Annotated in this window: 21 protein-coding genes, 1 tRNA gene and 1 other annotated feature; of the genes, 2 read left to right on the top strand and 20 right to left on the bottom strand. The window is 40.2% G+C overall.

Features of this window, described 5'->3' with window-relative positions:
- Positions 1–22: 22 nt before the first annotated feature.
- The 8 genes from yhbH to queG all read right to left on the bottom strand — a co-directional run bounded on the left by yhbH (position 23) and on the right by queG (position 9,883).
- Positions 23–1,192: a sporulation protein YhbH gene (gene yhbH / locus G3O09_RS13390; protein ID WP_163101988.1), complete on the bottom strand. Its 1,170-nt coding sequence runs from the start codon at positions 1,190–1,192 to the stop codon at positions 23–25.
- 530 nt (positions 1,193–1,722) lie between these two features.
- Positions 1,723–1,899 carry a hypothetical protein gene (locus G3O09_RS22195; RefSeq protein WP_205439659.1) on the bottom strand — a complete coding sequence of 59 codons (177 nt, stop codon included), beginning with the start codon at positions 1,897–1,899 and terminating at the stop codon, positions 1,723–1,725.
- 262 nt (positions 1,900–2,161) lie between these two features.
- Positions 2,162–4,057 (bottom strand): PrkA family serine protein kinase, encoded by a 1,896-nt coding sequence (locus G3O09_RS13385; protein ID WP_163101987.1) that lies wholly within the window; start codon positions 4,055–4,057, stop codon positions 2,162–2,164.
- 519 nt (positions 4,058–4,576) lie between these two features.
- Complete coding sequence (locus tag G3O09_RS13380; RefSeq protein ID WP_163101986.1) at positions 4,577–5,008, bottom strand: CBS domain-containing protein; 432 nt, start codon at positions 5,006–5,008, stop codon at positions 4,577–4,579.
- Positions 5,009–5,245: 237 nt separating this feature from the next.
- Positions 5,246–5,719, bottom strand: coding sequence for a tRNA (uridine(34)/cytosine(34)/5-carboxymethylaminomethyluridine(34)-2'-O)-methyltransferase TrmL (gene trmL, locus G3O09_RS13375; protein WP_163102060.1), 474 nt, complete (start codon positions 5,717–5,719; stop codon positions 5,246–5,248).
- Positions 5,720–5,779: 60 nt separating this feature from the next.
- The gene (locus tag G3O09_RS13370; protein WP_163101985.1) at positions 5,780–6,658 is read right to left on the bottom strand and encodes an amidase domain-containing protein; all 879 of its coding nucleotides are present in this window, start codon (positions 6,656–6,658) and stop codon (positions 5,780–5,782) included.
- 67 nt (positions 6,659–6,725) lie between these two features.
- Positions 6,726–8,360, bottom strand: coding sequence for a methionine--tRNA ligase (gene metG, locus G3O09_RS13365; RefSeq protein ID WP_163101984.1), 1,635 nt, complete (start codon positions 8,358–8,360; stop codon positions 6,726–6,728).
- Between the two features lie 58 nt (positions 8,361–8,418).
- Positions 8,419–8,691: a binding site (T-box leader), on the bottom strand.
- Between the two features lie 58 nt (positions 8,692–8,749).
- A complete protein-coding gene (queG, locus tag G3O09_RS13360; protein WP_163101983.1) occupies positions 8,750–9,883 on the bottom strand; it encodes a tRNA epoxyqueuosine(34) reductase QueG in 1,134 nt (377 codons plus the stop codon).
- Between the two features lie 92 nt (positions 9,884–9,975).
- Between queG and G3O09_RS13355 the strand changes: the two genes are divergently transcribed.
- Complete coding sequence (locus G3O09_RS13355) at positions 9,976–10,641, top strand: B3/B4 domain-containing protein (protein WP_163101982.1); 666 nt, start codon at positions 9,976–9,978, stop codon at positions 10,639–10,641.
- Between the two features lie 65 nt (positions 10,642–10,706).
- Here G3O09_RS13355 and G3O09_RS13350 read toward each other — a convergent pair.
- From G3O09_RS13350 to G3O09_RS13300, 11 genes are all read right to left on the bottom strand, one after another.
- A tRNA-Gly gene (locus tag G3O09_RS13350) sits at positions 10,707–10,780 on the bottom strand.
- Between the two features lie 165 nt (positions 10,781–10,945).
- Positions 10,946–11,089, bottom strand: a complete 144-nt coding sequence (locus G3O09_RS13345; RefSeq protein WP_163101981.1) for a hypothetical protein — start codon at positions 11,087–11,089, stop codon at positions 10,946–10,948.
- 5 nt (positions 11,090–11,094) lie between these two features.
- Complete coding sequence (locus G3O09_RS13340; protein ID WP_163101980.1) at positions 11,095–11,271, bottom strand: hypothetical protein; 177 nt, start codon at positions 11,269–11,271, stop codon at positions 11,095–11,097.
- Positions 11,272–12,161: 890 nt separating this feature from the next.
- On the bottom strand, positions 12,162–13,448 hold the full coding sequence (locus G3O09_RS13335; RefSeq protein ID WP_163101979.1) for a purine/pyrimidine permease: 1,287 nt from the start codon (positions 13,446–13,448) through the stop codon (positions 12,162–12,164).
- A gap of 1 nt (position 13,449) precedes the next feature.
- Positions 13,450–14,241 carry a putative hydro-lyase gene (locus tag G3O09_RS13330; RefSeq protein ID WP_163101978.1) on the bottom strand — a complete coding sequence of 264 codons (792 nt, stop codon included), beginning with the start codon at positions 14,239–14,241 and terminating at the stop codon, positions 13,450–13,452.
- A 156-nt stretch (positions 14,242–14,397) separates the two neighbouring features.
- Entirely contained in the window at positions 14,398–15,630 is a 1,233-nt protein-coding gene (locus G3O09_RS13325) for an NRAMP family divalent metal transporter (RefSeq protein WP_163101977.1), read from the bottom strand.
- Positions 15,631–15,652: 22 nt separating this feature from the next.
- Positions 15,653–16,426 carry a LamB/YcsF family protein gene (locus G3O09_RS13320; protein ID WP_163101976.1) on the bottom strand — a complete coding sequence of 258 codons (774 nt, stop codon included), beginning with the start codon at positions 16,424–16,426 and terminating at the stop codon, positions 15,653–15,655.
- Positions 16,427–16,438: 12 nt separating this feature from the next.
- The gene (locus G3O09_RS13315) at positions 16,439–17,440 is read right to left on the bottom strand and encodes a 5-oxoprolinase subunit C family protein (protein ID WP_163101975.1); all 1,002 of its coding nucleotides are present in this window, start codon (positions 17,438–17,440) and stop codon (positions 16,439–16,441) included.
- A complete protein-coding gene (gene pxpB / locus G3O09_RS13310) occupies positions 17,437–18,159 on the bottom strand; it encodes a 5-oxoprolinase subunit PxpB (protein WP_163101974.1) in 723 nt (240 codons plus the stop codon). The genes G3O09_RS13315 and pxpB overlap by 4 nt, the downstream gene beginning before the upstream one ends.
- Positions 18,146–18,883, bottom strand: a complete 738-nt coding sequence (locus G3O09_RS13305) for an IclR family transcriptional regulator (protein WP_163102059.1) — start codon at positions 18,881–18,883, stop codon at positions 18,146–18,148. The genes pxpB and G3O09_RS13305 overlap by 14 nt, the downstream gene beginning before the upstream one ends.
- 458 nt (positions 18,884–19,341) lie before the next feature.
- Positions 19,342–19,860: a DUF6241 domain-containing protein gene (locus G3O09_RS13300; protein WP_163101973.1), complete on the bottom strand. Its 519-nt coding sequence runs from the start codon at positions 19,858–19,860 to the stop codon at positions 19,342–19,344.
- 216 nt (positions 19,861–20,076) lie between these two features.
- Between G3O09_RS13300 and G3O09_RS13295 the strand changes: the two genes are divergently transcribed.
- Positions 20,077–20,274, top strand: a complete 198-nt coding sequence (locus G3O09_RS13295) for a hypothetical protein (protein ID WP_163101972.1) — start codon at positions 20,077–20,079, stop codon at positions 20,272–20,274.
- Between the two features lie 112 nt (positions 20,275–20,386).
- Here G3O09_RS13295 and G3O09_RS13290 read toward each other — a convergent pair whose 3' ends face one another.
- On the bottom strand, positions 20,387–21,355 hold the full coding sequence (locus tag G3O09_RS13290; RefSeq protein ID WP_163101971.1) for a sugar phosphate isomerase/epimerase family protein: 969 nt from the start codon (positions 21,353–21,355) through the stop codon (positions 20,387–20,389).
- Positions 21,356–21,377 lie beyond the last annotated feature (22 nt).

Here is a 21,377-nt window from a genome sequence, read left to right as displayed (position 1 = left end):
CTTGGGTCACTCCATTTTCATCCTATACAAACTGCTTATTCTCTTCCTTCTTAAAGAAGCTCTTCATTGAATGAAAAACATCTGATTTTTGTTTAAGGATAAAATAGCGGAACTTTTCATTGTTGACGTTTTTATAGGCGCTCATAAGAGTAGAGTGACGGTTATATTGATTAACCTCTCCATAGCCGAACATATTGGAATGTTTCATTATTTCTTCTACGAGCTTTACACAACGTGCATTGTCAGAGGTCAGGTTATCTCCGTCAGAGAAGTGGAATGGATAGATGTTATATTTACGAGGATTATATTTTAAATCAATGACTTCTAAGGCTTTGCGGTACGCAGATGAGCAAATTGTTCCTCCACTCTCCCCTTTGGAAAAGAAGTCTTCCTCACTCACGACTTTAGCCTCTGTATGATGTGCGATAAATTCAATATCGACTGTTTCATATTTCGTCCGAAGAAATCTAGTCATCCAGAAGAAAAAGCTTCTAGCCATATACTTTTCCCACATCCCCATACTTCCAGACGTATCCATCATCGCTATGACGACCGCTTTAGAATCGGGCTTGACGATTTCATTCCACGTTTTGAACTTTAAATCTTCTTTATATATTGGATGAAATTTAGGCTGGCCACTCAACGCATTTCGCTTGAATGCAGTCATCATCGTTTTCTTTTTATCGATATTCCCCATTAAGCCTGTTTTACGAATATCGTTGAATTCAATGTTCTCAACAATATTTTCATCCTGTTCCTTCCGTTGCAGATTAGGCAGCTCCAACTGACTGAAGAGCGCCTCTTCTATCTCCAACATAGAAACTTCTGCTTCGTAGTAATCTTCTCCCGCTTGGTCCCCAGCCCCTTGCCCTTTACCCGGTGCTTTTTGGTTAGCTGATCCATCTCTTGCGACCACATCACCTACTTGACTATCTCCGTCGCCTTGGCCGACATGCTTATTTTTATCATAGTTGTATCTAATTTTGTATTCATCTAGAGAGCGTATTGGAATCTTGATCACTTCACGACCATTTGACATGACAATGTTTTCTTCTGAAATTAAATCCGGCAAATTATTCTTAATCGCTTCTTGAACCTTTTCCTGGTGACGTTGTTGATCGTCAAAGCCTTTGCGATGGAGGGACCAATCTTCCTTGGAAATCACAAATTGATGATTATTAGCATCCGACATATTTTTCCCCTCCTACATAATTTTTTTAAAAATGCATTCACACATTTCCATTTCCTTCATATTATATGGCGAGTGTCAAAAGCACCGATTAAACCGGACTCGGCAATCAGTGCTTTACGAAAACAATACATTAACATGTGGGTGATAGGTTATCCCACTCATATCTCAAAGAATCCTCTAATGGCTGAGTGGCAAAATAATGAATATAAAATTCAAGTATCTCCTTTAATATAGTATCCTTTGAATATTCATACATAAAAGGAAGTTGGATTACTCTATCCTATGCAGGAAAACAGAATAATTTCCAAATTATTTAGACAATTGTGCTTTAGCCTACTAAATTTTTTCTTATTGACTACAAATATGAGGCAAGCTCCTAATTTTTATCTCATTATTCAAATCGTTTTATTTAAAACGAGGGAAAATATTGTAGAGATGGAAGAGAAATAAGGGGGAAGCAATCAAGAAGGCTAAAGAAGAAATTAATCAAATAAAAGCAAAGAGGGATTCCCCATTTGCTTTTTATCCTCCTACGATTGTTCCTTAACTTTGAATTGGAGTGGATCAGACATCTTACCGGTCTCTTGCTCCAACTCTTTACCTGTCTTCATTCTATCCATTTCCTTACCTAGCACTTTCATCTCTTTCATGTTCTTTGCCATAGAGCTATTTTCAGGTACTTTCTCCTTTTTTCCATCCTTTGTCATAGTTCTTTCACCTCTAAGTTTATTGTTTATTACCATGTACCCCTTCACTCTTATAATGAAACACGACTTGGGATTTTAGTAGGTGCTTAAAATCTAGTGATCTTTTGGTCGCTAAGCCTCCACAAAAAATAGTGCATTCAAACCCTTACTAGGTATAATTAATTTTGTTTGTCTGTTAAAAAGTTTTGGTGGCTTACTAAGACATATCACACTAAATTGAAAAGCCGTTGGACAAACCAACGGCCATTTCTATAAAACCATTTTATCGATTCAACAAACTTCCTACATAACGTAGCAATTCATTAGCAGAAGCTGCGCTATATCCATGATCGTCTACTAGACGCTTTACAACTTCGTTAATCTTCTTCAGCTGTTGCTCATCCGGAGTCTTTGAAGAGGTCGTAATTTTCACTACATCCTTCAAATCTGCGAAAAGTTTCTTCTGAATGGCTTCACGTAAACGGTCGTGTGAATTGTAATCGAATCGTTTTCCTTTACGGGCATAAGCAGAAATACGGATTAAGATTTCTTCGCGGAATGCTTTCTTCGCATTCTCAGAAATGCCGATTTGCTCTTCAATAGACCTCATTAGCTTTTCGTCTGAAGTAATTTCTTCTCCAGTAAGCGGATCACGAAGCTTTGACTTATTGCAGTATGCCTCTACATTATCTAAATAATTGTCCATCAATGTCTTGGCCGATTCTTCATAGGAATACACAAATGCTTTTTGAACCTCTTTCTTCGCAATAGTGTCGTATTCCTTACGCGCCAGGGATATATAGTTCAAATATTTCTCGCGAAGCTCGTTTGTAATGGAAGGATGCTGATCCAATCCTTCCTTCAAAGAACGTAATACATCTAAAGCATTTATTGAAGGCACTTCTTTTCGGATGAGAGTAGATGAAATCCGGTTGATCACATAGCGTGGGTCAATACCAGACATTCCTTCATCCTGGTACTCTTTCTTAAGCTCTTCCACATCAGCTGAATTGTATCCCTCAACGTTCTCCCCGTCGTAAAGACGCATTTTCTTAACTAGATCAATATCACCTTTTTTCGGATCCTTCAATCTTGTTAAGATCGAAAACATGGCAGCTACTCTCAGAGTATGCGGCGCAATATGAACATCCCGAACATCACTTTCACCAATCATTTTTTCATAAATCTTTTCTTCTTCAGTTACCTTCAAGTTATATGGCACAGGCATAACAATGATACGAGAATGTAGGGCCTCGTTTTTCTTATTGGAAATAAAGGAGCGGTACTCCGTTTCATTGGTATGGGCCACGATTAGCTCATCAGCACTAATCAAAGCAAACCTTCCTGCCTTAAAGTTCCCTTCCTGAGTCAGTGAAAGTAAGTGCCAAAGAAATTTCTCATCGCATTTCAACATCTCTTGGAATTCCATCATCCCACGATTCGCTTTGTTTAGTTCTCCATCAAATCGGTAGGCACGCGGATCGGACTCAGAACCAAATTCAGCAATTGTAGAGAAATCGATACTTCCCGTCAGATCGGCTATATCCTGTGATTTAGGATCGGAAGGACTGAATGTACCAATTCCAACACGCTTATCTTCTGATAAAAATACCCTTTCAACTAACATATCCTCAATGCGCCCACCATACTCTTGCTCAAGTCTCATCATATTAAGAGGTGAAAGATTCCCTTCAATACGAATTCCATATTCATCAAAGAATTCACTTCTTAAATGGTGTGGGATCAAATGTAATGGATCCTCGTGCATTGGGCAACCCTTAATCGCAAATACAGCACCTCGATCTGTATGAGAATATTGTTCCAATCCCCGTTTCAAAAGTGCAACTAAAGTAGATTTACCTCCACTGACTGGACCCATCAACAACAAAATCCTTTTACGTACATCTAATCTTTTGGCGGCAGGATGGAAATATTCTTCAACAAGCCTTTCTAACGCTTCCTCTAATCCAAACATTTGATGGCTGAAGAATTTATACTGCTTTTTGCCATTTACTACTTCAATCCCTGCATCTTTGATCATGTTATACACTCTAGAATGTGCTGATTGTGCAATCCAAGGTCGTTCCTTCACCAATTCCAAATAGTCCGCAAATGTCCCTTCCCACTTAAGCTTCTGCTCTTCTTCTCTGTATCGTTCGATTTTCTTTAGAATATCCATTCAAAGACCTCCCCATGTCCTCTTCAGAGATGATTTCTATAATGTATGCACCGGTTTGACCAAACATGAGTGATGAATTAGAAAACTCCCCCGATTGGCGAGCGTTAAGGCGAAGTCAGAGGAGAATTTGCACTCATACTTTATACCTAAAATTGGCATCTAGAGGAATTTCTACTATGTTGCCAATTAATGCTATCCATGGCACAAAAAAGCCCTTCTTTTCCCTCCGAAGTAACCCTTTTCTATTCCATTTCACTCATTAATACTTACCAATGTAATAAAATCTCCACAGTTTCTCTTTTCCCTACGATTTTATTAGGGTATAATAATTTTATTGTGCAATTGGGTAAAATATGTATGACAAGGAGGATGACATAATGGGTACAATTATCATTCTTGGTGTGACTGCTACATTCCTAGCTGCAATCTTTACTGCTGGCTACGATAGCAAACCTCATGTAAAAAAATAAAAGAAGCCAATTCAGGCTTCTTTTTTTGTTTGTGTTAAAGGTTTTCAAATTAGAAAATTTGATTCTCATTTGAATGGGAAATTTCTGATAATGCTTGCCCAGCTTCATCCTCTGATTCATTGCGCACTGCGAGGTCTCCAAGAGCAACGATACCTACTAGCTTTTTCCCTTCCACAACAGGCAATCGTCTGATTTGTTCCTTTGCCATTAATGCACTTGCTTCATCCACACTCATATCTGGTGTAGCAGTTACCAGACGTTGACTCATAATGTCTGTCACTTTAGAAGAACCTGGATGCTTATCAGCGATACATCTTAAAGCAAGATCTCGATCCGTGATGATTCCTACTATATTTCCTGCATCACAAATCGGAATCGCCCCTACATCATACTCCTTCATCTTCACAGCCACTTCGTAGGCATTATCTAAAGGTGTACAAGTTTCTACATCAGTGGTCATAATATCATTTAATGTTCGCATCCTTTTCCCTCCAAACTGTATTTTACAGCTTTATGATTTGAAAAAACCCCAACACTTATACCCTCCAAAATTTTTAAACAAACGATTGATTAAGATGCTCTAGATTAGAAAACTAAACGATTGACGAGCCTTAGGCGAAGCTAGAAGTTGTACTTATTCTTTTCTCTACGTCGACGTACTTCTACGTTTCCAATTTAAATTTCTGAAGAAAAAAAATAACCTATCGTTGAAGATAGGTTAAACTAAGTGACCAAAATCCTGTTGTCTTAATGCCTCATAAATAAGGATTGCTGCTGTATTAGAAAGATTTAAGGAGCGAATGTTATCTGTCATTGGGATACGTAAACAACGATCGGTATTCTTTTCAATAACCTCCGCAGGTAAACCCTTTGTTTCTCTACCGAAAATAAAGAAATAATCCTTTTCTTTGTTGCTATAATCAAAAGTTGTATAAGGAATTGTTCCTCTTTTTGATAGGAAAAAGAACTCTCCAGCTTCATTTTTCTGAAAAAATTCTTCCAATGAATCATAATACGTAATGTTGACATGCTCCCAATAATCGAGCCCTGCCCTTTTTAGCATTTTATCATCTGTAGAAAAACCTAGCGGGCGTATTAAATGAAGCGCTGTATCTGTTCCAGCGCATGTTCTTGCAATATTGCCTGTATTAGAAGGAATCTCTGGTTGATATAAAACCACATGTATAGCCAATTCTTTCACCTCAAACATAATCTATCCTGTTATTATAACACTCTTTTTCAATCGGACAACCTAATCTCTTTCATCGTCTACGATATGGAAAAACGTATATTTTATATTCGGTGTGTATGCAGAAGAATCCTCATATGCCCAATATCTCTTCCTGCTATCATACGTATTTGCATTGACAAGAGGCATTCCATCATCATCTCTTCCAGTAATAATGGTGTTGTGATTATATCTGCCATCCCCCTCAAAGTCATAACAAATGATATCACCTAATTCCAAATCGGTAACCCTTGCAACCTTCTTAGCACGTAATCCGGTTTTTGAATTCGAAAGATATTGCTTTAAACTATGTGCTACAGCCCAGCTATAGCTATAGGAAGACCCTGAATACCAAAAACCTTTCCCGCGATTAGGACTGCCCCATATAGGCGCACCACCCGCTCGCAAGCATTGAGAAATATAATTTGTACAATTATCTTTAAAAGATTGATATCGGGGATTACGGCTATCCCACCATCTCTCGGCATATTGAATGGCCTTCATACGGTTATAAATGAACGGGACCTTACTTGAGCGGACTTCATCCCAAAGAAATTCTTCGCTCCCAGTTTCCTGATGGAAATCGACATTGATTTCTTGATCATCTATTAGATCTTCTTGAAAGAAAATAGCCCTCCGTGACTCTTGTTGCTCTTCTATATAAAAATGTTCCTTTTGCTTTAAAAAGAAATGATATCGAACACTATACTCCACAATAGTTTCTGGATCCATGTGGCTTATATCGACAATGTTTCCCCATGCCTTGACATTGACAATTTCAGTATTTCTTTTTGCATATGATTCAATTCTTTTAAGAATTCTAGGATCTTTCACTGACAAGCCAGAAGTTCCAACATATTGGAATAGTCGCTCCTGCAACCTATCCATTAACTCTCTTCTCATGTTTCACTCCCTCCTTTGTACTCATATGTATGAGCACCTGAAGGAACTTAGCCATGAATCCGTTAACTTATCTTAACTGATTATTTAATTTTTCTAGTTCTTCCTCTATCCTTTTTAATTCAATTCTTTCGAATAGTGGTTTAATATTAGTTACCTGCTTAGATGGAATCCCCACTGTTTTCCATTCAAATTGATTGATTCCAAGTGTATTTTTTACCTCCTCACTTGAAAAAGGTAAAAAAGGAGCTAATAATTGAGCTAGATTAGCTATTATGAAAACACAGTTACTCATCGTTTCTTTGCAACCTTCCACATCCTCATTTATCTGCTTCCATGGCTGGTTTAAATCAAAATACTTATTAGCATCTCTTACAAATTCGAAAATTTTTTCTAATCCTAGTTTAAAACAACCCTTTTCAATAAACTCTCCTACTTCAACATAAAGGTTGTTTATTCTATTCTCAATATCATTATTAATAAGCCTATTGGGTATGTGACCTTCATAATATTTATCAATAAATTTCAATGTACGATTTACAAAATTCCCATATGCCCCAAGAAGCTCACTATTATGGCTATAAATAAATTCCCTCCATGAAAAATCAGTATCATGTTTCTCAGGAGCATTGATAGATAAGAAATACCGTATTGAGTCTGCTTGATAGGATTTCAAAAAATCTGGAACCCAAACAGCCCAGTTTTTACTTGTTGATATCTTCTTTTTTTCAAGGGTCAGGTATTCATTGGATATAATCTGTTCTGGTAATGCTTGATTTCCAATTCCCTTAAGAATGGCTGGCCAAATAATGGTATGGAAAGGAATATTGTCTTTGCCATGGACATAATACGTTTTGGTCTCAGTCCTCCAAAAATCTTTATCATTCTTCCCAGATTCTTTAGCCCATTGCTTACTTGCTGATAGATAACCTGAAACAGCTTCGATCCACACATAGATTTTTTTATCTTCATATCCGGTAACTGGTACGCTCACACCATTTGGTAAATCTCTAGACACAGCCCGATTTTGAAGTCCCTCTCTTAAATACCTTTCTGTCAGTTGAATGGCATTAGCTCGCCAGCTGTTGTTTTGTTTTGCAGCCGATACATACTTATTAAGTTCACTTTGAAAAGAACTCAAGGCAAAATAAAAGTGCTCTGTTTTCCTAATGATTGGTGCTTCCCCACATAACGCACATTTTTTTTCGAGCAAATCCAATGGATCCAAGATAGAGGAGCAGTGATCACATTGATCTCCCCTGGCTTGCTTCTTACAGTGTGGACACACCCCTTCTACATACCTATCAGGTAGAAATTGTTGATAGTTTTCACAATACGCTTGTTCAATCTCTTTTTTATAAATCAATCCCTTATCAAGTAATGCCAAAAAGATTTCCTGCACGACCTTGTGATGATGCTGAGTATCAGTACGAGTATAACAATCAAAGGTAAATCCAAGTTTCGTAAAACACTCATGAAACTCACAATGGTATCGATCCGCAATTTCTTTAGGCGTAACACCTTCTTGTTTAGCTTTAATGGAAATGGGTGTCCCATTACAGTCACTTCCAGAAACATAAAGGACTTTTTCACCTTTTATTCGATAATACCTTGCTAAAATGTCACCTGGTAACAAACTTGAGATATGGCCAAGATGTAATGAACCATTAGCATATGGCCATGCCCCCCCAATAAATACAGTCATAATTACTTGCCTCCTTTTAATTGATAAAATAAAAAAACCCCGCCCTTATCTATAAATAGATAAGGACGAGGTTTGATAATCCCGTGGTACCACCTTAATATGCCAACAGCTCACACTATTAGCCTCAACAAGTACTGAGCTAAAAAACTCCTATACTGTGGTTTTGATAACAAGTACCAACACTTGCCGTATCCTACTTATATCTCAAAAGGATACGTTCAGAACGGAGCTCAGAGACCATTGTTCAAACGAGTATTTTAGCTTCTTTTCAGCTACCGAAGCTCTCTGAATAAAATATCATCGTTTTACTTTTTCTCATCAAAGCCTTTATTCGGATAAATTTATACAATATTATATCCAAAATATAGAAAAAGGGGAAGAAGAAATTTTTAGTTTTTTAATAACTCTAATCCTTTTTCTATTTCTTCAATTACCTCTGCATCTTCTTCCCTTGCTTTTGCTGTCAGAAGGGCATTTTCTGCCCCTTCGCCACCAATTTTCCCCACTGCCCATGCAGCGGTTCCTCTGATGACAGGACGAGTGTCGTTTTTCATAACTTGGATTAATTCATCAATCGCAGTTTCATCTTTATAATGTGCCAAGGCAATAATTGCATTCCTTTGAATCGGTTTTTTCCCTCTCCAAGATCCGGACATATGGCCATACTTTACTTTGAACTCTTTATTGCTCATTGTCAGTAAAGGACGAAGCAATGGTTTTACTAGCTCAGGATCTGGCTCCATTTCCTCGTGAAAATGGAAATCGATCCCTTTATTTTTTGGGCAGACCGTTTGGCACGTATCACAGCCATACAATCGGTTCCCTAGTTTATTACGGAATTCATCTGGAAGAAATCCTTTAGTTTGTGTCAAAAATGCTATGCATCGTTGCGCATTCAATTGGCCTGGTTTTACAAGCGCTCCTGTAGGACATACATCTAGACACTTCGTACAACTTCCACATCCATCCTCTATCGCTTCATCAGGTTCAAAAGGAAGATTCGTGATCATTTCCCCCAAATATACATAGGAGCCGAATTCAGGAGTGATGATCGAACAGTTCTTTCCACTCCAACCAATACCAGCACGCTGGGCAACACCACGGTCTACCAGTTCTCCTGTATCAACCATCGACTTTAACTTCACATCTGGAACCTTTGCAACAAGGAAATCCTCAAGTTTTTTAAGCCTGTCGCGAAGGACATGGTGATAATCCATCCCCCATGATGCACGACAAAAAATCCCTCTTCTTTCCCCTTTTTTACTACGAAGCTCTGTTTTTAATTTTGAAGGATAGGCTAAAGCAATAGAGATAATGGAGGAAGGCTCTTCTATTAATAAGGAAGGAGTGACTCTTCTTTGAAGATCCTTCTCTTCAAACCCGGATTGAAAGCCTAATTCTTGCTGTCTCACTAATCGATTCTTCAGCTCAGTAAAAGGGTCTGCAGATGTAAAACCTATTTTATCGATTCCAATTGTTTTACTATATTGAATAACCTCTTCTTTAAGCTTATTGTAATCCAAATTAAATCACTCCTTCCTTTAAGAATCGTTCTTTATGAAAATCACTGATTTATATGATAAACTATTTGAAAAACAAATGGGAGCTGGAACATATGGAAATATACATAGACCAAACACTAAAAGAAAAAGTTCCAGGCTTTAAAATAGGGTATATCCAATACAATGGGATTGAAGTAGGAGATTCCCCACAAATGCTTAAAGGAAGACTTCAGCTTTTTCAGGAATCCTTATATTTTGATATGCTCGAAAAGGAAATCATGAGTTTTGAAGGACTTAAGGAGTGGAGAGATACATTTAAACTTGCAGGTAGTGATCCTTCACGCTACAGACATGCTGCGGAAGCACTTTATCGTCGTATTAAGAAACAAAACTACTTACCTTCCGTCCATTCGGCGATCGATGTAAATAACTTCTTTTCACTTCAATATCAGGTTCCTATTGGGATCTATGATTTAGCACACATAAAAGGGAATATTACATTTGCTATCGGACAAGCTAACGATGAATATGAAGGAATTAATGGTCGAACCAATTCCATGTTCAACATGATTCATTCCCGTGATGAACTAGGTCCTTTTGGAAGTCCGTATGTCGATTCAGAACGTACGAAAGTAACAACAGATACTAAGAATGCCGTTCAATTCATTTACTTACGCCCTTCTATAAGTATAGAAGAAGCAGAAAAAATGACGCAATCTTTAAAGGATATGTTCTTGCAAATCCACGGTGGGGAGGCTAAAAATTTCATAATAGGTTAAAAGAACATTAAAAAACGCAATGCCTCGTTCTCATTGTAACGAAACACTGCGTTGTGACCTATGTATGGAGCGGGTGATGAGAATCGAACTCACGACATCAGCTTGGAAGGCTGAGGTTTTACCATTAAACTACACCCGCATAAGTTTGTAGTATTTTGTCGAATCATGTAAATTGATTACAAAAAATATTATATAATCATTTTAGAGTAAATGCAATACTATTTTAAGCAATTATTAAGGTTTTCTTAAGATTTTATTAAAAAAGTGGTTCTTCCCTTTAAGGAGAACCATTTTTTTTGTCTAATTATAGCATTCCTTTAATTTCTTCAATCTGTACAAAAAGTCGTTTTTCGTGATATGAAACCCATTGCGTTAAGCTCATCAGTCCTAATACTGGATGTGGATATGACTTCTTCACAAGGAGGTCTAAATCTACACCTTCAATCACTTTTTCTAAAGTCCTTCTAGAACTATCAAGTCCACAGTCAAGTGTTGATACTTAAGGTGAATACCTTCAAGAGTCTTAATGATGTGCTTGAAAGTTTCCTGTAGCGGTTTGTCTACATCAGGAACCAACGACTTTTCCAATTTCTTGAGATTTGAAATCATGTTCGATTCAATGACTCCCATTACAGTTTCCCTCCTTTTAAGAAGAAAAGGGCAAAAGCCCCTTCCATATTGAAAAGGCATCCGGCAGCCAGACCACCCTCACAATATACTATTGCAATTTCATTCTAGCATTCTCGATTAACAGAAAACTCAATCAACCCTGACAAAATATAGACGGTGATAGACACGGAAAAAAAGGAGAGTGATTGCCACATTTTTGACAAAGTCTTGCCGATAACTGACACGCTTTTGTGACTTATGTCACATACAGTAAGTGAAATTTTAAATAAAATATTATTAAGATATAAAAAAAGGGGGAAATCAAATGTTTCTTGCTTGGTTGATGATAATCAGTATCTTATTAATTTGCATTTTTTCAACAATAACTATATTTAATAGACTTAAAGAATCAGATGAATATGAATTAGCTAATTACCAGTCTCAATTTAAAAACATAACCATGAATGAAATAGAAATCACGAAACAAGCAGTATAAATGAATCTACCTTAACACACAAAAAGAGGCTTCTCCCACGAGAAGCTTCTTTGCTATTATTAATTTTATAACCCCATTATCCATTGGAGTTTTCAGCTGATTTATTGTCTCGCTTACATACCCTTCTTACTCCATTTCTTCTCTTCCAAAAAGAATAAATGAATAGAAAGAACCAATAATATCGTTATACCCAAATATGAACAATTGGATTTTTGGATAAATGTTTTTTCATTTTATATGCAATTGAATTAAAAAATATAATAGAAACAATAAATAAGATCATACTTAAATTCCCCTATTTCAAATGCATAGAAATTCACTTAGTTTCACTCCGGATTGAAAATAACTCTCTGATTTCTTCTCTACCGTATTTCACATTCAAAGGCTGCCCCGTCGTTGAACGAGAAAGCCCATCCTAAGTTTGAGAACTATATTTTTCCCGGCCGAATAGCCTCAACCCTTGTTCGATTAAGATACATGTGACAACTCCAATCGCTAAGCCATTGGATAGGAATGTCACGAAGACAGGCGGAACCTTGACAAGAGAGGAGACAGGAATGGCCATGCTTCCGATTCCAACCATCAAGGAGATCCCAATGGTAACGATCCTCCGTTCATCCAGTGGTCCCGCAGTGTATTCCTTTAACCCAAGCCCTAGCATTTGGGCAAAGGAAATAAACATGGCTGCGTAGGCAACCGGAACAGGGATCATAGAAAAAAACATAGAAATCATGGGAAAGCAGCTGATCAAGAGGATCAAGCAGCCTCCCAGAATAAAAGGGAATCGTTCCTTCATCCTCGTCGTTAAGATAAACCCTGCCGTATAGGAAACCGGAATAAAGCTTATTGTAGCAAATATGTATGATAACAACTGGCTGATTCCTAAAAAAAAGCCTGAGCTACGTTCAACCGGACGGGAAGGGCTTTCTGTCGCCTTTTCCACGGCCTCTATACTGGCTATCAAATTGGTCATCAATAGCAATGTTGAAATGATAGCAACCAGCATGATATCTAAACGGAAAGAAGGAATCCCCCAAGGGAATACATGGGGAATGGAAAAAAACTTGTCATTTACAGGAAGCATTGTCTTATTAAGATTCATCAAACCAAACAAAATCCATCCGCCAATGATCGCCCACAGTACAGAATAAATCCTCAAACCTTTCACTCTGCTTCTTGCCATCAGAACAGCACAAATCGTGATGATTACTCCTGCAATGGCCGTCTTCACTTGCAGAATGGGGGAAAGATACCCAATTCCCAGTATCCCTTTGATAAACGGACCACTCATTTGGGCTACCAGCAAAACAAAAAACGTTCCCGTAACCAAGGGGGTAAAAAGTTTTCTTACATATTTAATGATTCCTGTTAAACTCAAGACAACAAATAGGATTCCGCTGAAGAACAGACCCACTTGTAGCGACTCAAGAATGCGACTTCCTTCCTGCGGTGTGTTAGCCAGCCCGGCGAATAGCAGGAAAATTCCCCACCACACAGCTGCCGGTGCTTCAATGATTGGCAGTCTATGACCAAAGAGGCATTGCAGAATAGAGGCAATGCCCATGACGAAAAGCGCTCTCTGAACAAAATGAATGATTTCCACTTGGGAAAGCTGAAATGCTTCCCCAATGGTAATCGGAGCAACGACACATCCCGCCAACATGATAAGCGTCCACTGGAGGGAAGCTAACGATTTCCTCATATTAAATCACTCCAAATTCCTCATCCCGCTTATCCGTAATGAACATATGCCCTGGCGCATGGGTGATCATCCACTCCGGCTTCACCTGCATCGCTACGGCTTGGGGTGTCACCCCGCATGCCCAAAAAACGGGAACCTCACCAGGCTTGATGTTGACACGATCACCAAAGTCAGGATGATGAATATCTTTAATTCCGATTACCTCGGGATCGCCGATGTGAATCGGCGCCCCATGAACAGCCGGAAAACGGGAAGTCACTTGGACCGCCCTGACCACATCCTTCGCTGGTATAGGACGCATGCTGACAACCATCGGCCCTTCGAAACGTCCTGCTTTCACGCAAGGAATGTTTGTTTTAAACATAGGCACGTTGCATTCCTCTTCAATATGGCGAATAGGAATGCCATTTTCAAGAAGCGCGTTCTCAAAAGAAAAGCTGCAACCCAGCAAAAAGGCAACCATATCCTCTTTCCAAAGTCCCTGGATATCTGTTACCTCATCTACTAGTTCCCCTTTCTTATACAAACGATAACTTGGTATATCTATTCGCAAATCAGCACCGGGTGCAACCAGTCTTGGAATTGGCGAACCCGCTTCTGTAACGTCCAGGATCGGACAAGGTTTCGGGTTCCGTTGACAAAATAACAAAAATTCAAAAGCAAGCTCCTTTGGCAAAATAGCCAGATTAGCCTGAGCGTAACCGTTTGCGATTCCAGCAGTGGGTTTGGACCACTTTCCTTCCCTAATCCATTTCCGCGCTTCGGCTGGTGTCAAATTTGCCATGTTAAACATATGTTTTCTCCTCCCTATTACAAGTTATACAGGTTATGCCACTCTAATGACGACCGTTTTCAAATAAAATCAAGCTTTACTGGCTTCATCCTGATCCTATAACGACTTCTTGAAGACAAGTTGAACCGCAGGAGCTTTCCTCCTGCGGCCAAAGATTTACTTAAATAATAGCGGTAGTTGCGTGAACATTGTATAACCACCCATACATGCCATAGCTACAACCACAATCGCTCCGAAGACGGTCATCCATATCGGGTGCTTATAATCACCTACGATAGACTTCTTATAGGCTGCTACAAGCATCACACCTAGAGACAGCGGAAGAATCAATCCATTTACGGCACCTACAAGAATGAGAATTTTGATAGGCTTGCCGATGGAAATAAAGACTAGGGTAGAAACAACAATGAATCCAATAATGACCCACTTTTGATATTTATTTATAGTCGAACTCAATGTACGGATAAATGAAACGGAGGTATAAGCCGCTCCGACGACGGAAGTAATCGCTGCGGCCCACATAACGATTCCAAATAGCTTATAGCCTATGTTCCCAGCAGCCAATTGGAACACGGAAGCAGGCGGATTGGAAGGATCGATCGCAAGGCCTTGGGCCACAACTCCAAGAGCAGCAAGGAACAGGAAAATCCTCATAATCGAGGCAATCCCGATGGCCGAAACAGCGCCCTTTGTTACCTGTGGGAGAGCCTGAACCCCCTTTACTCCGCCATCCAATAGACGGTGCCCGCCAGCAAACGTAATGTAGCCTCCTACTGTTCCACCTACCAACGTAACGATGGCTAGCATATCAATTTTCTCCGGGAAAAACGATTTTACTGCTGCCTCCCCAACCGGAGGATTGGCCGTGAATACGACATATAGTGTCAAACCAATCATCACAAACCCCATGATTTGCGCAAAACGATCCATCAGTTTTCCCGCTTCTTTTACTACAAAGATGGCGACAGCAATCACACAACTGTATAAAGCCCCCATCTCAGGCGAAACGCCAAAAATAACATTCGCTCCTAACCCGGCACCCGCAATATTCCCGATATTAAAGGCCAACCCGCCTAAAACTATCAGGAAAGCAAGGACATACCCAAGTCCAGGAAAGACCATATTAGCAACATCTTGAGCTCTCTTTTCTGAGACGACCAGGATCCGCCAAATATTCAATTGTGCCCCAATATCGAGAAGAATGGACACGAGGATGACGAATCCAAAGCTCGCTGCCAGCTGCTGCGTGAAAACGGTCGTTTGAGTTAAGAATCCAGGTCCGATGGCAGAAGTGGCCATTAGGAATGCCGCTCCCAATAAAAGACTCCAATTTGATTTCTTCTGAAGCGGAAGTGCTGCGTTTTTAGGCTGTTCTTTCTTTAACTGCATACGTATTTCCCCCTTTGAATGATTATTTGTTTACGATTTCATCAACCGCACGCACTTTGATCTCCGATGCTTCCAATTGCTGACGGATCATATGTGCAAAGACCAAGGCATGTGCCCCATCCCCATGAATGCAGATAGTGTCCGCTTGAATCGGGACATCCAGCCCCTGTTGGGTGAGGACCTTCTTTTCTTTTACCATACGGATCACCTGGTTGACGGCCAGCTGGTCATCTGTGATCAAAGCGTCAGGCTGGCGGCGGGAAGTGAGAGAGCCGTCGATCTGATACGTACGATCTGCGAATACCTCCTGAGCTGTTCGAAGGCCAATTTTCTCACCAGCCTTCACTAGTTCGCTTCCTGCCAGTCCAAAAAGGATCAATTCCGGATCCACTTTGTAAACGGCTTCCGCAATCGCTTCGGAAAGGTCGGCACGTTTCGCCGCCATATTGTAAAGTGCTCCATGAGGTTTGACATGCTGCATGGTTGCTCCTTCCGATTTAACGAACCCGTATAGCGCTCCGATCTGATAGACGACGAGATCATAGGCTTCCTGCGGGGATAGATTCATTTCCCGGCGTCCGAAACCCAACAAATCCTGCAAGCCTGGGTGCGCCCCTATTCGCACTCCATGCTGCTGAGCCAACCGAACCGTCTTCCTCATCACGGATGGATCCCCTGCGTGAAACCCGCAGGCAATATTGGCGGATGTCACATGCGCTAAAATCTCCTCATCCGTACCCAACCTATAGGCGCCAAAGCTTTCTCCCAAATCACAGTTAATGTCCACAACAAACATTCTTACCCCTCCTTACCCCTTTAACAAGATGCTCGATTTTAGTTGCTTCAGTTTGGTTTCCCTTAGTAGGAACATTTCTTCTGCCTCACGATGGGAAACCTCATAAAAATGGATTCGATCCCCCGGTTTTAATTGACCCATCAGAGGAAGGTCAACCGAGATGATCTGGGCGATTTTCGGATACCCACCTGTGGTTTGCCGATCGGCCAGTAGCACAATAGGTTGCCCTTCGGCCGGTACTTGGACCGTCCCAAAAGAAACCGCTTCAGAAATGAGCTCCATTGGTTCTTTTAAAGACAAATACGGTCCTTTAAGCCGGTACCCCATGCGATCAGATTGTGGGGAAACGCTGAATCCTTCCTTAAACAATTGATTCTGGCTTTCCTCTGTGAACCAATGATATTCTTTTCCTCGGATGACCCTAATCACAGGATTAGCTTGAAAGTTGGGTAGAATGTCAGGAGATACCGACCATGAAGCGGCCGCAAAAGCTCCTCCATCCCATTCTTTAGAGAGAGACTGGATCAGGGATTGTGATATAGGATTGTCATTTCCATATTCCAATCGATCCCCTGCCTTAAGGGCCCGACCCTGGCAGCCCCCGATTCCCCCCCGCAAATAAGTAGACTTGCTTCCCATCACCACGGGTATGTCGAACCCTCCTGCCACCGCCAGATAGGCTCGGCATCCTGACAGGCATGTCCCAAACTTGAGCTGGGCTCCCTTCCGAACCCAAACAGGCCGCCACAAGGGTACCGGAACATTATTAATAGTTGGTGAAAGATCTCCACCACAAAGAGAAAACAACGTGTCGTTTTGGAATTCAATGACCGGCCCAACCATCGTGATTTCAATGGTTGCCTCGTTCCCCTCGTTCCCTACGACCATATTGGCGATCCGATGGGCCAGCGGATCCATGACCCCGCTTGCAATGACCCCATACTTTTGATATCCATATCTACCATTGTCCTGCACCGAACTGAGGAGACCCGGACGAATCACAAGCAAGCTCATTCCTGTCCCTCCTTCATTTCCAGATATTCTTCCTCCGTTATGGAAGAGAAGCGGATCCGATCCCCCGCTTGAAGCAAGCTTGGCGAAGAAGCATTAGGACGGAACAAGGCTAGAGGTGTCCTCCCGATCAACTGCCATCCTCCAGGCGTTTCAATTGGATAAACACCTGTTTGCTTTCCGGCAATTCCAACTGACCCTGCAGGGATGGCCAATCGTGGTGAGGATCTCCTTGGAGTGGCGATCCTTTCCGACATGCCTCCGATATATGGAAACCCCGGGGCGAAACCAATCATATAAACAAGATAATCGCCTGAGGTATGGTAGCGGATGACCTCCTCCGTAGTCAGTCCGTTACTCTCCGCAACGAAATCAAGATCCGAACCAAACGACCCGCCATAACAAACAGGGATTTCAATTAATCTTCCACCTTCGTCTGAACCTGCTTCCAGTTTAGATAAGATTCCCTCCACGATAGTGCATACCTGTTGATAGGGAGAGAATTGATTTTTGCCGTAAAAATAAACTGGGTCATAGAATATCGTCACCGTTGTGAACGCGGGCACGTATTCAATCATTCCTGTGAAAGGATGTTGCTCCAAATACCCAACCAAGGCTTTCACCCTTTGGTGGGTTTCGAGGTTAATAGAATTGCCAAGCTGCACAATGACAGCAGCGTCCCCGAGTTGATATAGCTTACCATTCAATTCACTCCCCCCCATTCATGTTCCAACCTAGTTGGTACGAAATTTCCTTTGCCGCGTCCTTGACCCTGTCAATGTACCTTTGAAGCTGCTTCTCTTCATGAAATCTGTATTCAGGCCCGACTACACTTATCCCCGCAACGATGGTTCCAGTATGATCAAAAATAGGAGCCCCCACTGCCGAAGAATAATTCTCCAATTCAGAATGGCTTATGGAATAGCCTTTTTCCTTACATTCCACAAGCACCTTATGCAAGACCTGCTTGTCAGTAATCGTATTGGCTGCGTAAGGGATTAACTCAACTTTTTCCAGATATTCTTCTTGCTGTTTAATCGTCATATGAGCCAATAGAATTCGGGGACAGGCTCCTCCGTAGAGCGGAGCTCTCCGGCCAATCTGGGTATAGACCCGAACCCGTTCCGTCGTATCAACTTTCTCTATATAGAGTGCCTCATCCCCATCAAGCACTACCAAGTTTACAGCTTCCCCTAATTCATCCTTAAGGCTCCGCATGATGGGAAGGGCTATATTCCGTATATCCAATCGCTCAGATACGAGATGGCCAAATTGCAAAAAAATGAGCCCAAGTTCGTACCTTCCTTCTATGTCCTTAGATAAAAACCCCATCTCATCCAATGATTGCAGCATGCGGTGGGCGGATGTTTTCGGCAGTCCAGAAATCTTGACAATCTCCGGTAAACTGAGTTTCGCATGATCGATAAATAGATTTAAAATTTGCATCGATTTCACAACTGTTTTATTTTGACTAGCATTCACTTTTAGATTCCCTCCGTTCCGAAATTCGGAACAACAAATCCGAAATTCGGATACTTTTCACATATTATAATATTCAGAAAAGTTTAGTGCAATGGCTTTTTATTTCCATCTCAACAAGCTAAAGAAAACTCACCGGTCGGGACCTCATGACCGGTCGTAAGTCATAGTTGCACTGATGTGAGATAGAGATAGTTAAAATATCTGTGGATTTTCCTATTAACTAAAAATGGCTCCCGATAGAGCTGATTTAGAACGGTAAAGACCTGATAAGGTATAATAGCAATAGAAAAGGGACAGGTTACTGACTCCCATCCCCAAACTCAATGCAATATTCATGTAAAAAACACTCAATTTTAAGTCATTCGTAAAACATTTCCTTCAAACCACTCATTGGGCTCAATAACTATCATCTAATATGATAGTTATTCAAAGTTTTCTTCTATGTATTTCTTTTCTTTTTTAGCACTTAATATCCCCGTCGCCTTGCCTATAGTTCCTCCCTGTAATCGCCAAATCTCGTTGTGATCTCTATCTACCCTAGAAAAATCCCCTTCATTCCAACGATTAAGAATATCCAAATATGTACTTGAATGATCATAGCCCTTTTGATTTTTTGTAACAATCTCAATTAACCTATTAATACGTTCTGGAGTAATTTGCAATGCACCCCATTTTTTATCTGCTTTAACCTTTTGATGACTCATGTGGTGCATAGCTATTTGCACTTCGAACTCTTCCATATTGATTGGTAATTCTTCCACTACATACTGAGATTTACTTTCATTATAAACTTGTCTTGATTGTGACTGTTTTAGATCAGTTACCTTATCCAGTTGTGGAATACTAAGATATCCTGTTGACCAAAACGAATAACTGAGGATTGTAATACAAAGCAGCCCTAAACCTATGTACTGAACCTTATTGATTTTAAATTTAGCCATGTATTTGCTCTCCTCTCGGTCGGAATTTGAGTAGATTTTAAATTTATAAACTAAACAAATGATAAAGACTGAACAGAACGTACTTTTAAGCATAAATCTACATTTCTTCAATTAAGCAAAAAAACCTTTTAATTCACACAATTTTTCTTTAATTTAAATTGTAGATAGGAAGATATTAAATTATTATGAAACATAATAATGACAAGGGTGTGGAATATGATTGTAAAACCTCGTTCAATCCCAATGGAATTAAAAATATGGAGAGCAATACATAGCAGAATGAATCTAACTGTAAAAGAAACAGCGCATTATACAAACCTGGAAAAAGGTTATTACGGAGAGAAAATGTTTGATGAATGGATAGGGGACCTAACTAATGATGGGTTGGTACTACTCAATGATTTACAGTTATAATGTAACAATACCTTTTTTCAAATTGACACTTTATAGGTCAAGGTTTTTGAAAAATTTGTCGAAACTTGTTTAAAAAGAGGGGAGTATCTCTTCTTTTTCCTCCCCCATTACATTATACCCACCAAAGATTAGCCGGCTGCTCTTCAATTAGAATTGACTTCAAGTTTTTAACAGCACGCATAAACCCTTCTTCAACAGACATCAGTGGGTCTTCGTGTTCGATACTCACTACATAATCATATCCGAATGTCCGTAAGGCACTTATCATGTCTGACCATTCCTGAAGACTATGTCCACATCCAACAGAGCGGAAGGTCCAAGCTCTTGTTTGTACGTTTCCATAAGATTGCATATCTGTTAATCCATACATGTTTACGTTGTCTTGATCAATATATGTGTCTTTTGCATGAAAATGGTGAATGGCATTTGCTTTCCCAAGTATTTTTATCGCAGCAACTGGGTCAATTCCTTGCCACCATAAATGACTTGGGTCAAGATTAGCACCAATCGCATCACATGTCAGTTCCCTTAGCTTAAGTAGTGTATATGGAGTATGAACTAAAAAGCCGCCGTGAAGTTCAAGTCCGATTTTCACATGATGATCTTTGGCGTATTGGCCTACTTCATTCCAGTAAGGGATTAATTTTTCCTCCCATTGCCATTTCAAAATATCGCCAAATTCATTTGGCCAAGGAGCAACTGGCCAATTTGGGTGTTTAGCTCCTTCGTGATCTCCTGCAGTCCCTGAGAAACAATTCACAACTGGCACACCCATTAAACTTGCAAGTGTAATGGTTTTCATTAACACTTGATGTGATTCTTCAGCAAATTTTTTATCTGGAGATATAGGGTTTCCATGGCAGCTAAATGCACTAATCTCTAATCCTCTAGAGGTTACCTTCTTTAAGTAATCATTGCGTATTTCTTCACTTTCTAATAGCTCATCAAGTTGACAATGCGCATTCCCTGGGTAAGCTCCTGTTCCGATTTCTACCGCATTCAAACCGGCAGCCTGAACATGATCCAGCATCTCTTCAAAGCTTTTTTCTGAAAATAAAACCGTAAATACTCCGAGTTTCATTATAGATACCTCCTATTATTAA

This window comes from Peribacillus alkalitolerans, assembly GCF_010882125.1.
Taxonomy (GTDB): domain Bacteria; phylum Bacillota; class Bacilli; order Bacillales; family DSM-1321; genus Bacillus_BN; species Bacillus_BN alkalitolerans.
Note: the sequence above shows the minus strand (reverse complement) of the source record. Positions and strands in the feature narration are given on the sequence as shown.

What these genes read in the sequence shown, in the direction of transcription:
- pxpB (WP_163101974.1), bottom strand. Translation starts at nt 18,159, where the DNA reads ATGGGGGGGAGTGAATTGAATGGTAAGCTATATCAACTCGGGGACGCT.
- metG (WP_163101984.1), bottom strand. Translation starts at nt 8,360, where the DNA reads ATGACTGTATTTATTGGGGGGGCATGGCCATATGCTAATGGTTCATTA.
- G3O09_RS13300 (WP_163101973.1), bottom strand. Translation starts at nt 19,860, where the DNA reads ATGGCTAAATTTAAAATCAATAAGGTTCAGTACATAGGTTTAGGGCTG.
- G3O09_RS13320 (WP_163101976.1), bottom strand. Translation starts at nt 16,426, where the DNA reads ATGTTTGTTGTGGACATTAACTGTGATTTGGGAGAAAGCTTTGGCGCC.
- G3O09_RS13340 (WP_163101980.1), bottom strand. Translation starts at nt 11,271, where the DNA reads ATGGGAGTCATTGAATCGAACATGATTTCAAATCTCAAGAAATTGGAA.
- G3O09_RS13385 (WP_163101987.1), bottom strand. Translation starts at nt 4,057, where the DNA reads ATGGATATTCTAAAGAAAATCGAACGATACAGAGAAGAAGAGCAGAAG.
- G3O09_RS13370 (WP_163101985.1), bottom strand. Translation starts at nt 6,658, where the DNA reads ATGAGAAGAGAGTTAATGGATAGGTTGCAGGAGCGACTATTCCAATAT.
- G3O09_RS13355 (WP_163101982.1), top strand. Translation starts at nt 9,976, where the DNA reads ATGGAAATATACATAGACCAAACACTAAAAGAAAAAGTTCCAGGCTTT.
- G3O09_RS13335 (WP_163101979.1), bottom strand. Translation starts at nt 13,448, where the DNA reads ATGAGGAAATCGTTAGCTTCCCTCCAGTGGACGCTTATCATGTTGGCG.
- yhbH (WP_163101988.1), bottom strand. Translation starts at nt 1,192, where the DNA reads ATGTCGGATGCTAATAATCATCAATTTGTGATTTCCAAGGAAGATTGG.
- G3O09_RS13290 (WP_163101971.1), bottom strand. Translation starts at nt 21,355, where the DNA reads ATGAAACTCGGAGTATTTACGGTTTTATTTTCAGAAAAAAGCTTTGAA.
- G3O09_RS13295 (WP_163101972.1), top strand. Translation starts at nt 20,077, where the DNA reads ATGATTGTAAAACCTCGTTCAATCCCAATGGAATTAAAAATATGGAGA.
- G3O09_RS13330 (WP_163101978.1), bottom strand. Translation starts at nt 14,241, where the DNA reads ATGTTTAACATGGCAAATTTGACACCAGCCGAAGCGCGGAAATGGATT.
- G3O09_RS13380 (WP_163101986.1), bottom strand. Translation starts at nt 5,008, where the DNA reads ATGCGAACATTAAATGATATTATGACCACTGATGTAGAAACTTGTACA.
- G3O09_RS13325 (WP_163101977.1), bottom strand. Translation starts at nt 15,630, where the DNA reads ATGCAGTTAAAGAAAGAACAGCCTAAAAACGCAGCACTTCCGCTTCAG.
- G3O09_RS22195 (WP_205439659.1), bottom strand. Translation starts at nt 1,899, where the DNA reads ATGACAAAGGATGGAAAAAAGGAGAAAGTACCTGAAAATAGCTCTATG.
- G3O09_RS13305 (WP_163102059.1), bottom strand. Translation starts at nt 18,883, where the DNA reads ATGCAAATTTTAAATCTATTTATCGATCATGCGAAACTCAGTTTACCG.
- G3O09_RS13315 (WP_163101975.1), bottom strand. Translation starts at nt 17,440, where the DNA reads ATGAGCTTGCTTGTGATTCGTCCGGGTCTCCTCAGTTCGGTGCAGGAC.